Below are 13,748 nucleotides of genomic sequence, written 5' to 3' on the forward strand. Positions count from 1 at the left end.
GCGTCAAGATATGGATATTTCAGTTAAATCGATAGATTTCAATACCTTATGTCAGTACTGACTTTTTAGAGATGCCCTTAATTCAAATGGCACAACAGTTGTTTGATGCATTGACTCCAGAAAATCAATCTGCTTAAAGATGAGCTTGTCATTTTCTGGTAATTCATCTGGAATTTTTATAAATTTATTTTTAATATATCTGTAATGCTCATATGTTTCTCTTAAGCACATAACAATAAAATTTTTTCCAGTAGTAATCGCTTCATTGTATTCCGTTTTCCAAGTGATTTCTCCGTGACTTTCATTAATGACAAAAACAAGTATATCTACATCGTTGACTGTGGACTTGGAATTGTCAACCCATTTATTTTGTCCGTAGTTATGGTAATAGATATTTCCGCTTAAATAGTTAAAAGGCATGAAACCCATTTCATTAGCCACTTTTTCAAACATGGGAAGTAGATTGTTTAAATCGTTTGCCCCACAAAGCATAACTCTCATTTTTTAGTGCATTTAACGGTTTTTAGGTTAAATTGCTCAATATAGATATTCCATGGTCTCCGCTGATAACCCAGCGCCGCACTCCCATCTTCCGCGATAATCGACAACGCCCAATCCGGTTGCGGATGAACTTCTGTAATTCTCACTTGTCAAGCCCTTTGATTGGAAGTGGTTTTTTCTTCGCGATGAATTTCGACCCATGCAAACGACCATCCTTTCGATTCAGAAAAAGAAAGCAAGCCAACTCTTCAAATCTAAACAACATTCGCAGTTCGTCAAAAATAGCGGATCACCCGCCGTTCAGCGCCATGATCGCTGCGCTGACGGCGCGGATGGTGGCGGTGGGGGATTTTGCTTTGTTGGCTCCTTTTTCCGCCGATACCCACGGGTGCAGCTCCAGCGGTGCGATGGCCCGCGAGGTTTCGCGGCTGATGCGCTCCATGACTTTTGCGCTTGCCGCCGGGCCGGTCACTTTGACGGGCGCTCCGTCGAGCGGGGCTGAGGTCAGCTCCGTGATGGCGAAGTACTCCCGCTCGCTCGCCTCTTTCACCGGCCAGTATTTGAAATAGCCGATCTTGCCGTTCGTCGAAATGGAGAGCGCCGCGTAGCGCTCTTCGAGCTCCAGCACCGCCAGCGTATCGCCGGTTACGGCCGAGAGCCGCGCCACCGCCTCGACGTGCGCCCCGCGCCACTCAACGCGGCACTGTTTCCGCAACTCGTTTTCGATGAATCGCGCCGGCGCGAGCGGATAGAAGAGCAGCATCCGCCGATCCACTCCGGCGGGCTGGCTGGGGGCTGGCTCCAGCGCCATGTCGTGCCACTGCCAGCGCTCGATCTCGTCGAGGAAGTAGCCCGCTTCGATTCTGCAAAGCGTGTCGCGGTACTCCGCCGAACTTCCGGAGGGGAGCCAGGCGGGAAGGGGCATGAGTCCAGCGGGCGAAAAGCTGAGAGCGACAGGCTCGTCGCGCCATTCGCGCAGCATCGAGACGAGCTTTTTGGCGAGCCGGGAAGCTTTCGGGCCGCCGAGTTCGTCCATGCCGCCCTCGATGGTGCGGCACATTGTCATCGTGAACGAGCCGTGGCCGGTCGATTTGACTCGCGCCACGGTGGTGCTGCCCGCATCGAACGCGCAGGCGATCTGGCTTTGGCTCATCAGTCGAGGGTAAGGTGCTGTTGAAGGAGTTCGAGCTTTTTCTTGCCGATTCCTTTGACCTTCAGAAAATCGTTAAAATGTTCGACTTTCCCCCCCTTTTGTTTGCGGAACTCGATGAGCCGCCGGGCCATCACCGGGCCAACGCCGGGGATCCTCTGAAGCTGCGCGGCGGAAGCTGTTCTGAACGCCATCGTTCCGGTAAATTTTTTCTTCGACGAACGCCTCGCCGTTGATCGCGTCGCAGGCTCCTCCTGTTCCGCATTGCCTGCCACCATGCCGGGGGTTTCAGCGGCGACAGCATCGCCGGGTTTCATGGCGAGGCTGAGCAGGCTGTCCACTTCCGCCTCGGAGTAGCGGGCCACTTCGGCCTGCGCGATCGCCTTGTCGGCCTCCTGCACCGAGCCGCTGTACTTCAGCGCTCCGCCGAGCAGGAGGAAAAAGGTGAGCAGCGTAACGGCGGTCATCTCCGCTTTCGTGATGCCGAGTTTCACGGCAACATTATCCAGAAATTTCATAAGGGGTTGAAAGTTCTGTTGTTGTAAGGGGTATTTCAGAGCATCGCAATTCTTCCGTATCCGACAGGATACCGTACGCGAACCATTCCTGTCAGAAACCTGTCATTTTCTTCTGTAGGGACGACTCTTGTGGCCGTCCTCTTGTTCTTCAGACAAAAATTCTTTTCACCCGGCGCGAGACCGAGCAGAGCAGTTCGTAGCTGATCGTTCCGGCGGCGATGGCCTGTTCGCCTGCCGTCGGGCCGTCCCAGCCGAAGAGCACCGCCGTGTCGCCGACCTTGACCGAGCGGTCGCCGCCGAGATCGAGCATCGTCTGATCCATCGTCACCGTGCCGACCTGCGGGAAGCTTTTGCCGCCGATGCAGACTCGCGCACGGTTCGAGAGCGTACGGTGGAAGCCGTCGGCGTATCCGGCGGAGAGCGTCGCGATTCGTGTCGTTCCGGGGGCGTTCCAGGTGCGGCTGTAGCTGATCGATGTTCCCGCCGCGACCTCCTTGACGAAGATCACCCGGCACTGGAACTGCATCACCGGCCTGACCGGCACGGGCGACGGTTCTGCGTCAACCGGGTGGCAGCCGTAGAGCAGAATGCCGGGGCGCACCATGTCGAACCGCGAGTCCGGCATCGAGACGATAGCGCCGCTGTTCGAGGCGTGTTTCGTGACGGTTCTGCCCGTCCGCCGCTCGCAAGCGTTCGTCACATCGAGGAAACGCTCGCGCTGGCGGGCGGTAAATCCTTCGGGCTTGTGACTCTCGGCGAAATGGGTGTAGATGCCGACGAGTTCGAGGTTCGGGCTGGCGTCGATCCGCTCCAGCAATCCCGCCGCCTCTTCGGGCGTGACGCCGAGCCGCCCCATGCCGGTATCCACCTTCACCTGCACCCGGAGCCGCCCTCCGCTCGCGGCGGCAATCGCTTCTGCGGCGCGGACGGTTTCGTGGTCGCACACAGTCATCTCCACGCCGTGTTGCAGGTACAGGGCGATGTGCTCCGTGAGCGGCGAGGCGAAGGCGAGGAGGCGCGAGTCGTGCTGCATCCGGTGCTCCTGGCGCAGCTCGATCGCTTCGTGGATGTTGGCCACGCCGAAATCACGCACCCCTTCCGCTTCGAGCGTCGCCGTGACCTGCGCGGCTCCGTGGCCGTAGGCGTTGGCCTTGACGATGCCCATGATGCGGCACTGCGGCCCGGTGATGGCGCGGATGCAGCGGAGGTTATGCCGGAGGTTGCCGAGCGAGATGAGCGCTTCGGAAAGATATGGCGCGTTCGGCGCGGCGACGGAGGGGTTCTGTTCGTGACTGGCGCTCACAAGAGTGACGGATGGGTTGAAAGTTCAGGCCAGAAGGTTCAGGCCGAAAGCCGGACATGCTCTAAAAAAACGCTTTTTGCCCATGATTTTCAAAACAATGGCGATCCGCAGACGGAAATGGACAATTATTATTATATGTATTATTATTCACGAAAAACCATCATCAGAGCATCGAGCGCCATGACTAACGATATTTTCGACATTTCGGACAACACTCCGCTGGTTCTCATGAAGCAGCTCACCCGGCAGAAGCGCGCCCGGTTCATGGCGAAGCTCGAATACATGAACCCCTGCTTTTCGCACTACTGCCGCGTTTCTGCGGCCATTGTGCGCGACGCCGAAGAGCGCGGGGCGATTCATCCCGGCATGACGCTCGTGGACTGGACCTTCGGCACCAGCGGCATCGCGCTGGCGATGGCCGCCGTCAGCCGGGGCTACAAGGTGTTGCTGGCCGCTCCGGAAAGCATCTGCCGCGAGAAGCAGGAGGTGCTCCGGGCGCTTGGCGCGGAGCTGGTGTTCACCCCGTCGGAGGCGCTGCCCGGCGACCTGCAAAGCTGCGTCGATGTTGCCGAGAATCTCGTCCGCACCCTGCCGAACGCCTGGTTCGCCAACATGTACGAAAATCCGGTCAGCCGTCAGGTGCATCAGGAGGGAACCGGGCCGGAAATCTACCGCCAGAGCGAGGGCCAGGTGACGCACGTCTTCGTTCCGATGGCATCGGGCGCGATGATCTCTGGAATCGGGCGCTACTTCAGGTCGGTCAATCCGCAGGTTCAGATCATCGGCGTCGAGCCGGAAGGCTCGATCTATGGCGATCTGCATGGCGGCAAGAGTCATGGCAGTCCGGCGGCGTTCCGGCTCGAAGACATTGGCGCGGTGAGGCCGACCTCCTTCTGGGATCCCGAAGTGATCGACCGGATCGTGCAGGTCAGCGACGCCGACGCCTTCAACTGCGGTCGCGAGCTGCTGCGCTCCGAGGCGGTGTTCGCGGGCGGAGCCTCCGGCGCGGCGATGGCCGCCGCTCTTCGCGAGGGCGAGGCGTACGGCCAGGACGCGCTCGTGGTGGTGATGATGACCGATTTCGGCGGCTACGACCTGTCGCGCATGTACAGCGACGACTGGATGCGGCAGCGCGGCTTCTACCGGAAGGCGAAGGGGGCGCTCGACCAGATCACCGCCGACGACATTCTGCAACGCAAGGCCCGCAAAGACCTCATCTTCGCCCAACCGGAGCAGACGCTCGCCGAGGTGTTCGAAACCATGAAGCAGAACGATGTCTCCCAGATGCCCATCGTCTCGTTTGGCGCGCCCATCGGCAGCATCAGCGAAAACAGGATTCTCTCCATCCTGATCGAAAACGATACGGCGATGAACGCCAAGGTGGTGGCCTTCATGGAAAAGCCCTTCCCGGTCTGCCAGCCCGACGCCACCATTTCCGAACTATCGGAAAAATTGCAGGCAAACGCCTCCGGCGTACTCATCAGCCTCAGCGATGGCCGCTTGCAACTGATTAATAAATCAGACCTTATCGATGCACTGACCCACAAGTGACGTTGGCCTGAATTATGTGGTTGTTTTTTCGGGTTGATTTACTTATCTAAGCACTCTTGAGCAGAGAGCTTCACGGAACCAGCGCTGACGCTGGTTCTCGCTTGTCTGCCTGTTGAAGCCGCATTTCTTTGGACATGAGGCGCGAATCGATGGCCTGAACCGGGTGACGTTTCCGGAACCCTGTTCAGGAAGGTACTTCCGAACCTCATGCACGCGCATGACAGAGTGTCAGAACAGGCACTCCAACAACAGCGACATTTATGAAGGTAGAGTCCAGAAAAAGGCAGTACATCCTCGAAGGCAAGATCAAGCCTGGTTATTGCGACGGCTGCGGCAGCGTCACCGAGCAGGTATTTGTCGGCGAATGGAAGCCCAGCGACAAGCCCAGGGAGGAGGATCCGCTTTTCGAATCGTCCGATAAAAAGTCGAAAGAGAGAAAATCTGCCGTGCCGGAGGAGGCTTCGGCTGCCGAGAACCAGTACTGGATCCGGTGCACCTCCTGCAACCAGGTGCATCTTCTCAAGGAGTGGCAGATCCAGATCGACAAGGAGATGAGTCCCGACGAGCTGAGGCCGGAGGATTGCCAGCTCTACACTCCTCATGGAATTTACGCGCAGGGCGATGCCGTGTATCACAAAGCCCTCGACGAAGTGGGGGTGGTTCGTGAAAAGCAGGCGACCGGAAGCGGGGCGCATGTCATCATCGTGGAATTTTGCAAAAGCGGCCGGAAACAGCTTCTCGAAAACGTGCAGCTCAACAAGGGCAAGACGAAAAGCTCCGAGTCGGTTACCGATATTATCAAACTCAAATTACGGCGTTAAAAGTCGGATCACAGGCAAGGGGGTGAATTTCATTGGTCAGCGTTCAGGTAAATGAAAATGAATCGATTGACAAAATGCTCAAGCGTTTCAAAAAGAAATACGAGAGAGCAGGCGTTCTGAAGGAGTTTCGCAAAAATGCGTACTTCGTGAAGCCGTCGATCGACAACCGTCTGAAGCGTTCAAGAAGCAAGCGTCGCGCACAGCGCGCGAACGAAGAGCGCAACTCCTGATTTTTCAGGAACTCAGTATTGAAAAGCAGCTCCCTTTGGGGCTGCTTTTTTTTATCAACGATAAAACGAGCCAGCCATGAGCGTCTTTCAGGGCGAAGTTTCGAGCCTTCCACCGGACAAATCGATCTCCCATCGCGCTGCCCTCATCGGCGCGCTTGCCGAAGGCGTGACCGAAATTTCCAACTTTTCGGGCGGATACGACAACCAGTCCACGCTGTCGGTGCTGCGGGATGCCGGAATTTCCGTTCGCCAGGAGGAGCTTTCCGCCGGTGACGGGCGCGTCGTCCGGCGCGTCGTCATCGAGTCGAACGGCCTCTGGAGCTTCCGCGAGCCGTCCGCGCCGCTGATGTGCAACAACTCCGGCAGCACGATGCGCATGATGGCGGGCATCCTCGCCGCGCAGCCTTTTCGGAGCGAGCTGGTGGGCGACGCATCGCTGATGAAGCGCCCGATGAAGCGCGTGGCCGATCCCTTGCGCCAGATGGGGGCGGAAATTTCGCTCTCAAGCGCCGGAACCGCGCCGGTGGTCATCAACGGCACCAAAGCGCTGAAGACGATCGAGTACCATCTTCCGGTGCCCTCCGCGCAGGTGAAGTCGCTCGTGGCCTTCGCGGCGCTGCACGCCGACGGGCAGTCGAAGATCGTCGAGCCGATCCGCTCGCGCGACCACACCGAGCTGATGCTTGGCCTCGAAACCATCGACCGCCCCGACGGTGTGCGCGAGATCATCATCGACGGGCGCAAGCCGATTGCCGCCAAGCCGTTCAGCGTGCCCGCCGATCCGTCGGCGGCCTGCTTCATGATTGCCCTCGGCCTGCTTGGCGAGCGCTCGGAGATCGTGCTGCGCAACGTCTGCCTCAACCCGACGCGCGTGGCCTATATCGAGGTGCTTCAGGAGGCTGGCGCGGGTCTCGGCATCGAGAACGTGCGCTCGGAGGGCGGCGAGCCGGTTGGCGACATCGTCGTGCGGAGCTGCTCCGGCCTCGCGCCGCTGCGCATCAGCGACCACGGCGTCGTGGCGGGCGTGATCGACGAAGTGCCGATGCTCGCCGTGCTCTCGGCCTTCGCCTCGGGCGAATTCGAGCTGCACAACGCCGCCGAGTTGCGCACCAAGGAGAGCGACCGCATCGACGCGCTGGTGGTCAACCTGGAGCGTCTCGGCTTCGAGTGCGAGCAGTACCCCGACGGCTTCGTGGTGAAGGGGCGTCCGAAGAGCAATCAGCAGGAGGTGGAGATCGAGTGCTTCGACGACCACCGCATCGCCATGAGCTTCGCCATCGCCGCCGAAGCCTCGGGCGCATCGCTGCGCCTCTCGGATCGCGAGGTGGCAGGCGTCTCGTTCCCGAACTTCTTCGCGCTGATCGAGTCGCTGAGGCAGTAGGCTTTTATCAATCATTTTTTCATGACTCAGGTTTTTTGTCATTCTGAACGAAGTGAAGAATCCAGTTTTTTCTGAATCTGCTGATAACTAATTAATAAATAGAGGTTTACGCGACATTCTTGATTCTTCGCCCGACTGTGTCGGACTCAGAATGACAGAGGCGGAAAGTCGAAACCCCGACTGGTGATAGACCGGTCGGGGTTTTTCGCGTTTTTGGAGGGGGGATGAAAAAGGAATTCCTGCGGTGAATTTTCGTGATTTGTTTGTGCGGTGGTACAGATTATTTACCTTGATAAAATGTGTTGGCTGAATAATAAGGTAGTATCACCTTTCCCCACAGCAAATGCCTCACGCAAGCTTCATCTCACGGATTACGACCCTCGAAAGCCGGGGCGAACAGTCACTACGGCTGTGCGCTCGCCGGAGCTGCTGGCGTTGGGTTGTTTTGGATTTGGATGGGGGATTGGTGCCAACATAGTTTGGAGAAATTTGAAAGGTAGTTGGATGATGAATAAACGCGACTTTGTTGTGCTTATTCGTTTGATTTTTGGAGTTTGGCGCGGTAGTGTAGCGCAGATAGGCTAGTTGTTTGCAAGGCTAAAATAACACAGATAACAAGATTATGCAGATATTGAAAGTAAAATTTGAGAACTGCTATGGAATAAAAAAACTCGAAAGAGATTTTGATTTTTCATCACGAAAAGTATTTTCATTATATGCACCAAATGGTTCAATGAAAACAAGTTTTGCAAAGACATTTAAAGACTATAGTTTGGAGAGAGATACAAAAGACTTCATATTTGTCGACCGAATTAATGTCAGAGAGATAAAGGATGAAACAAATGCAGACTTAGTTGCAAGTCAAGTTTTTGTTATTGAGCCATACATTGAAAGTTACAGGTCAGACCAAGCTTCAAAACTATTAGTTAATCAGGTATTAAAAGATAGATATGAAGAAATACTTAAGCAAATTGAAAAAGAGAAATCTATTCTTGTGACTAAATTAAAGCAGTTGTCAGGTTTAAAAGGGCGAACAATAACCGTTGAGTCTGAATTGTCGGAAACTTTTGGAAATAAATCTTTCTATGATATTTTATTATCGATAGAAAAAATAATTTTTGAAAGAAATGAGCACCCGTTTTCTTCAATTATCTATTCAAAAATATTTGATCAAAAAGTTGTTGATTTTTTAAACTCAAAAGACTTTAAAAAACAAATAAAAGAATATATCGAAAGGTACAATGCTCTTATTGAATCCTCTAAATACTTTCAAAAGGGTTTTAATCATTCAAATGCCTCTGATATTCAGAAATCATTAAAAAGCAATGGTTTTTTCAAGGCGAAACATTCGGTAAATTTGTTTAATGGGACAAGCAATGATACTGTTGCCTCCGAAGATGAATTGCAAGAACTAATTGCAAAAGAACTTGAATTAGTATTGAGTGATTCAGAAATACAGCAAAAATTTAATGAAATTGATACTAAACTCTCAAATGCTCAATTGAAAGAGTTTCGTGAGTATCTTTTTGATGATAAAGGAATATTGAGCGAATTAGTAGATCTTGATAACTTCAGGAAAGAAATATGGTATTCCTATCTGGTGGATCAAAAGGCGTTAGTCGGCGTATTACTTGATGAATACAAAAAAGGTAAGGAAGAAATAGAAAAAATTGTAGAAGTTGCAAAGTCTGAGCAGACAGAATGGAATGATGTTATAGATATTTTTAATAAAAGATTTTCAGTTCCATTTCAATTAAAGCTGAGAAATCAAGAAGATGTTATATTAAAAAGTGACTCGCCAAACCTTACTTTTATCTTTAGCGATAGGCTGCAAAATCAATCGACTGACGTTGATGAGTCATCCTTGTTAAGTGTTTTGAGTCAAGGTGAAAAAAGAGCTTTTTATTTGCTTAATATTATTTTCGAGGTGCGTGCAAAGAAGAAATCAGGTCAAAAAACATTGTTCATAGTTGATGATATTGCGGATTCTTTTGACTATAAAAACAAGTATGCTATTATTGAATATTTAAAAGAAATTTCAGAAGAACCATTGTTTTACCAAATAATACTAACTCATAACTTCGATTTTCATAGAACTGTAAGCGGTAGATTGGATATGTCACGTCAACATAAGCTCAATACTATAAAAACAGCAAATGGGATTACTCTGGTTCAGGAAAAATATCAAAACAATCCATTTTTACATTGGAAGTCGAATCTTCATGCCGATAACGCAATGTTATTAGCTTCAATTCCATTTGTAAGAAATCTTGCTGAATACTCCGGTAATGATACGGATTTTATTTTGTTGACTTCTATACTTCATTTCAAAAATGATACAGAGACAATCAAAGTGTCAGACATAGAGGCCATCTTTAAAAGAAATCTCGTTGATAAGTCAGTATTGGTGCTTCCTGATCCTAATAAACTTATTGTTGATTTAATTTGTGAAACAGCAGACTTAATATATGTAGATACAAGCGAAATCGTTGAACTGGAAAATAAGATAGTTCTCTCAATGGCGATAAGGTTAAAATCTGAAGCTTATATGGTGAGGGAAATAAATGATAATGCTTTTTGGATTTCAATTACAAAGAATCAGACATTTCAACTCATTAAAAGGTTTAAGAACGACTTCCCATTAAAAACGAATGAGGCAATTCTTTTAGATCAAATTAATTTAATGACGCCAGAAAATATTCACTTAAATTCATTTATGTATGAACCTATTCTAGATATGGCGAATGACCATCTAAAGCAATTGTATAATGATACTAAAACATTACTTGCATAAGAGAAGCAAGGATGTCAAAATTGTATAAGAGCAATAGTCGGTTTGTTGGTGTTGTTGAGTATAGTAAATTTAATAAGCATTGTGATAAACGAACAGTTAATCGCTTCTAAGTTCCCTACAGTATTTATCGCCAAATGTTATAAGTGATTGGTTATAATCATCATGTAAAAAGAAGCAAACCCCCAACTGGTTCATCTGTAACCGGTTGGGGGTTCTCCTTTTTACAAACTCCGCAAATGCTCCAGCAAGATGCCGTTAAACATCGCTGGCTGTTCGAGGTTCGAGAGGTGGCCGGCTTCGGGGATCAGTTCGAGCTTTGAGCCGGGGATGAGGGCGTGCATAGTGGTGGCGATCTCCGGCGGAGTGACCGTGTCATCCATGCCGCAGACGATGAGCGTCGGGCAGGCGATCTCGGTCAGCAGCTCCGTCGAATCCTCGCGCTCGGCGATGGCCCGCATCGCTTCGCTGATCTCCTCCGGCGCTTGGCGGACGATGCTCTCCCGCGTTCTCTCGACGAGCGGCTGGTTCGAGGCGTAGGTCTCCTTCGCGAAGAAGTTTGGCACCATTCTCGCCGCAGCCTCTTCCGATCCCTTCTCCATCACCGCTTTCCTGAATTCCTGCCGTACGGAGAAGACCTGGGGCGTGTCGGCGTTGGCTCGCGTGTCGCAGAACACCAGCGAGGCGGTCAGCTCGGGATAGAGCCGGTAGAAAGCCATCGCCTGGTAGCCGCCCATCGAGAGGCCGACGACGGTCGCGCTCGACCAGCCCAGCGCCTCGATGAGCCGCGCGAGGTCGCGGGCGTAATCATCCATGCTCCATCCGGGGCGCGACGGCGAACTGTCGAAGCCATAGACATACGGCGCGACGACCCGGTAGCCCGACTCGGCGAGCGGGGCGAGCTGCGGCTCCCACATCTGTGCTGAAACCGGGAAAGCGTGTAAAAGCAACACGTTACCGGCGTCTCCGCCCGCCGCTCCTGTGAAGGTCAGCATCGCTCAGTTCTCCTGCGCTTTCGACTGGCCACGAATGTCCCTGATGATGTCGTTGGCCTCGTCGAGAATTTTGCGGGCCTCGTCGCGGGCGCTGTCGATGATCTCCTGCGAGCGGTGCTTGGCCTCATTGCTGTAGGTCGCTTCGGGTTCCGAACCTTCATACAAATCCGCCGCCCGGTCGATGGCGCGTTTGACCTTGCCGCTGATGATCATCTGGGTATCCTCGCCCTTGCGCGGAGCGAAGAGCAGACCCATGATAGTACCGACCGCCGCGCCGAGGATGACTCCGAAAAACATTCCCTTGTAGTATTTGTCCTGATGTTCCATGATCGAAGGAGTTGGGTTGGAAAGTTTACCGTAAGAATATAACAAAAGGCAGGCGCTAAAAAGGTTCATCCCCATTGAATCGGGATTGGGCGTGGGAGGAATCTGTTCCCCGGCTTGAAAGCCGGGGCAATGTGAATGGAAGAGTGCTGAATGTCCGGAGGGTTAAAACCCTCCTGAATGCAAGAGACCGGTTTTTGCGCATCAGCCCCGCCCATCGTCTTTGCCCTCCTTTGTGTCCCTGCTGACCTTCTTGTCCTTTCCCCGGCCTGCAATTTTTATCCGCGCAAAATTTCCAGCACCTCCGCTTCGAGGCCGGAGAGCGTTTCGACCAGGTCGGGGCGGCAGAGCACTCGGAATTTTTTTGTGTAGCGCTCGAACGAGAGGATGAAGTCCGAGCGGAACACCGATTCGCGGAAATCGTCGAAGCGGATGTAGCCGTTCGCGTCGGTCGGCTGGGCCATGTGCCGGTGCTCGCTCTTGGTCGGCCAGACGCGCAGTTCGCGGAAGTCGTCGTAGTCGAACACATCCTTCGAGGCGGGCGCATCGATGAGCACCTCGTGGCCCGCGAGCCGTTGTCCGGTTTTTTTGCCGACGAGATCGCAGATTTCGAGCTCCTTCTCCTTGCGGCGGCGGTGGTCGGCGCTGTAGGCGAACCACGCGGGATCGATCTCCATCTCCGGGCCGGAGTAGGGGCGGATGGTCATGGCCCGTTTATAGACGCGGCGCTCCAGAATCGCGTCGAGCAGCTCCGCCGCCGGGAGGCCGAGGCCGCGAATCGCCCGTTCGAGTTCGTAAAGCACCCGGTCGTCGGAGTTGAAGTAGAACAGTTCGCGCAGCGACGCGGCGGGCAGGCGGCCATCGTCGGCGACCTCTTGCAACAGCCGCCGCAGCATCGCCGCGAAGGTGCGGCTGGTGTGGTGCCAATAGACGTTGCGCATCATCATGTACTTGGCGAAGAGCAGGCTTTCGAGCGGCGCGATCCCTTTTTCGGTGATCGCCAGCCGCTGGCGCTCCGGGTCGGGCACGAACGACTCGATGAGCCGCTCGATGTCGATGCTGCCGTACGGAATATTGCAGTGGTGCGCGTCGCGCATGAGGTAGTCCATCTTGTCGGGATCGAGTGTGCCGCTCACCAGCTTGCCGAGCCGGTGTGCCGTTTTGCCCGCGATGATCTCCGTCACGGCGTCAGCATCGACCCGCCAGTCGTCGTGCAGGATCGCCGCGATGGAGGGCGAGCCGTGATGCTCCTCGTTCAGGAACTGGCCAGTCAGCGATTCGTGATGCGCGAACACCGCGCCCTCGGCACCCGCCGGAGTGATCTCCTCGAGCACGTGAGCGTGGGGGTAGTGGCCGATGTCGTGCAAAAGGCAGGTCGCCAGCAACGTGCGGCAGGTTTCGTCGTCGAACTGCAAGCGCTCGCTTTGCAATTCAAGCGCCAGCGGATTGCTCACCATGCGCTGCAAGATCATTTTCATCAAATGATAGACGCCGATCGAGTGCTCGAAGCGGGTATGGTTCGCGCCGGGATAGACCTGCTGGGCGAACGAAAGCTGGCGGATGCCTTTGAGGCGCAGGAACGACGGGTGGGCGAGAATTTTTTTGAGCGGCGCGCTCAGCGGAATGTGGCCCCAGATGGGGATGCGGATGAATCCGCCCTCGGAGCGGAACAGAAATGGCTCGGCGATCATGGCGCAGGGGATGGTTGACTGGGTTTCGCGCAAGATACGCACGAGCTATCCCCCTGGCAAGATATGACGGTTCGGTTATGACAGGGCAATAAAAAAGCTGCCGTTTTCTACAGCAGCTTTTAGCTTTGATTCTGATCAGAGACTCAGTATCTGGGGCGGGAAACCGGGCGATCTTCGCGCGGCTTGGCCTCGTTTACTCTGATTTTTCTGCCTTTCAGGTCGCTTTCATTCAGCTTGGAGATTGCCTCGTTGGCTTCAGCATCGTTAGGCATTTCAACAAAACCGAACCCTTTCGAGCGGCCCGTGAACTTGTCGATGATGACATTCGATTTGGAAACGGTTCCGAATTCGCCGAACGCATCGCTCAGTTCTGCTTCAGTGATATCGTAATTGAGATTTCCGATGTAGATATTCATGTTTATTCAATGTCTTGGTGCTTTGATAGAAAGAGAATAGCTGCCAAATAATCAAAAGCACAAATCACTTGAAAGC

Annotated in this window: 13 protein-coding genes; 5 read left to right on the forward strand and 8 right to left on the reverse strand. The window is 53.3% G+C overall.

Annotated features, from left to right (window positions below; translation table 11 throughout):
• Positions 1–51: 51 nt before the first annotated feature.
• The 4 genes from FGF66_RS08515 to alr all read right to left on the reverse strand — a co-directional run bounded on the left by FGF66_RS08515 (position 52) and on the right by alr (position 3,472).
• Positions 52–453, reverse strand: a complete 402-nt coding sequence (locus FGF66_RS08515; protein WP_139457227.1) for a hypothetical protein — start codon at positions 451–453, stop codon at positions 52–54.
• Between the two features lie 337 nt (positions 454–790).
• Positions 791–1,654: a hypothetical protein gene (locus FGF66_RS08520; protein ID WP_139457228.1), complete on the reverse strand. Its 864-nt coding sequence runs from the start codon at positions 1,652–1,654 to the stop codon at positions 791–793.
• Positions 1,654–2,169 carry a ComEA family DNA-binding protein gene (locus tag FGF66_RS08525; RefSeq protein WP_139457229.1) on the reverse strand — a complete coding sequence of 172 codons (516 nt, stop codon included), beginning with the start codon at positions 2,167–2,169 and terminating at the stop codon, positions 1,654–1,656. The genes FGF66_RS08520 and FGF66_RS08525 overlap by 1 nt, the downstream gene beginning before the upstream one ends.
• Before the next feature lie 148 nt (positions 2,170–2,317).
• A complete protein-coding gene (gene alr, locus FGF66_RS08530) occupies positions 2,318–3,472 on the reverse strand; it encodes an alanine racemase (RefSeq protein WP_139457230.1) in 1,155 nt (384 codons plus the stop codon).
• A 180-nt stretch (positions 3,473–3,652) separates the two neighbouring features.
• On the opposite strand from alr, the gene FGF66_RS08535 reads away from it, so the two are divergent.
• The 5 genes from FGF66_RS08535 to FGF66_RS08555 all read left to right on the forward strand — a co-directional run bounded on the left by FGF66_RS08535 (position 3,653) and on the right by FGF66_RS08555 (position 10,249).
• A complete protein-coding gene (locus FGF66_RS08535; protein ID WP_139457231.1) occupies positions 3,653–5,023 on the forward strand; it encodes a cystathionine beta-synthase in 1,371 nt (456 codons plus the stop codon).
• Between the two features lie 260 nt (positions 5,024–5,283).
• Complete coding sequence (locus FGF66_RS08540; RefSeq protein ID WP_139457232.1) at positions 5,284–5,844, forward strand: hypothetical protein; 561 nt, start codon at positions 5,284–5,286, stop codon at positions 5,842–5,844.
• 32 nt (positions 5,845–5,876) lie between these two features.
• Positions 5,877–6,074: a 30S ribosomal protein S21 gene (gene rpsU / locus FGF66_RS08545; protein ID WP_139457233.1), complete on the forward strand. Its 198-nt coding sequence runs from the start codon at positions 5,877–5,879 to the stop codon at positions 6,072–6,074.
• A gap of 76 nt (positions 6,075–6,150) precedes the next feature.
• Positions 6,151–7,455 (forward strand): 3-phosphoshikimate 1-carboxyvinyltransferase, encoded by a 1,305-nt coding sequence (gene aroA / locus FGF66_RS08550; RefSeq protein ID WP_139457234.1) that lies wholly within the window; start codon positions 6,151–6,153, stop codon positions 7,453–7,455.
• A 622-nt stretch (positions 7,456–8,077) separates the two neighbouring features.
• Positions 8,078–10,249: an ATP-binding protein gene (locus tag FGF66_RS08555; protein WP_139457235.1), complete on the forward strand. Its 2,172-nt coding sequence runs from the start codon at positions 8,078–8,080 to the stop codon at positions 10,247–10,249.
• Positions 10,250–10,470: 221 nt separating this feature from the next.
• Here FGF66_RS08555 and FGF66_RS08560 read toward each other — a convergent pair whose 3' ends face one another.
• The 4 genes from FGF66_RS08560 to FGF66_RS08575 form a co-directional block, all read right to left on the reverse strand.
• A complete protein-coding gene (locus FGF66_RS08560) occupies positions 10,471–11,241 on the reverse strand; it encodes an alpha/beta fold hydrolase (RefSeq protein WP_139457236.1) in 771 nt (256 codons plus the stop codon).
• Between the two features lie 3 nt (positions 11,242–11,244).
• A complete protein-coding gene (locus FGF66_RS08565) occupies positions 11,245–11,568 on the reverse strand; it encodes a YtxH domain-containing protein (protein ID WP_139457237.1) in 324 nt (107 codons plus the stop codon).
• Between the two features lie 275 nt (positions 11,569–11,843).
• Positions 11,844–13,256: an HD domain-containing protein gene (locus FGF66_RS08570; RefSeq protein WP_139457238.1), complete on the reverse strand. Its 1,413-nt coding sequence runs from the start codon at positions 13,254–13,256 to the stop codon at positions 11,844–11,846.
• A 143-nt stretch (positions 13,257–13,399) separates the two neighbouring features.
• Positions 13,400–13,672, reverse strand: coding sequence for an RNA recognition motif domain-containing protein (locus tag FGF66_RS08575; protein WP_069810691.1), 273 nt, complete (start codon positions 13,670–13,672; stop codon positions 13,400–13,402).
• Between the last annotated feature and the right edge of the window lie 76 nt (positions 13,673–13,748).

Source organism: Chlorobaculum thiosulfatiphilum (assembly GCF_006265165.1).
Lineage (GTDB): Bacteria > Bacteroidota > Chlorobiia > Chlorobiales > Chlorobiaceae > Chlorobaculum > Chlorobaculum thiosulfatiphilum.

What these genes read in the sequence shown, in the direction of transcription:
- FGF66_RS08525 (WP_139457229.1), bottom strand. Translation starts at nt 2,169, where the DNA reads ATGAAATTTCTGGATAATGTTGCCGTGAAACTCGGCATCACGAAAGCG.
- FGF66_RS08560 (WP_139457236.1), bottom strand. Translation starts at nt 11,241, where the DNA reads ATGCTGACCTTCACAGGAGCGGCGGGCGGAGACGCCGGTAACGTGTTG.
- FGF66_RS08570 (WP_139457238.1), bottom strand. Translation starts at nt 13,256, where the DNA reads ATGATCGCCGAGCCATTTCTGTTCCGCTCCGAGGGCGGATTCATCCGC.
- FGF66_RS08540 (WP_139457232.1), top strand. Translation starts at nt 5,284, where the DNA reads ATGAAGGTAGAGTCCAGAAAAAGGCAGTACATCCTCGAAGGCAAGATC.
- FGF66_RS08520 (WP_139457228.1), bottom strand. Translation starts at nt 1,654, where the DNA reads ATGAGCCAAAGCCAGATCGCCTGCGCGTTCGATGCGGGCAGCACCACC.
- aroA (WP_139457234.1), top strand. Translation starts at nt 6,151, where the DNA reads ATGAGCGTCTTTCAGGGCGAAGTTTCGAGCCTTCCACCGGACAAATCG.
- FGF66_RS08575 (WP_069810691.1), bottom strand. Translation starts at nt 13,672, where the DNA reads ATGAATATCTACATCGGAAATCTCAATTACGATATCACTGAAGCAGAA.
- FGF66_RS08515 (WP_139457227.1), bottom strand. Translation starts at nt 453, where the DNA reads ATGTTTGAAAAAGTGGCTAATGAAATGGGTTTCATGCCTTTTAACTAT.
- FGF66_RS08535 (WP_139457231.1), top strand. Translation starts at nt 3,653, where the DNA reads ATGACTAACGATATTTTCGACATTTCGGACAACACTCCGCTGGTTCTC.
- FGF66_RS08565 (WP_139457237.1), bottom strand. Translation starts at nt 11,568, where the DNA reads ATGGAACATCAGGACAAATACTACAAGGGAATGTTTTTCGGAGTCATC.
- FGF66_RS08555 (WP_139457235.1), top strand. Translation starts at nt 8,078, where the DNA reads ATGCAGATATTGAAAGTAAAATTTGAGAACTGCTATGGAATAAAAAAA.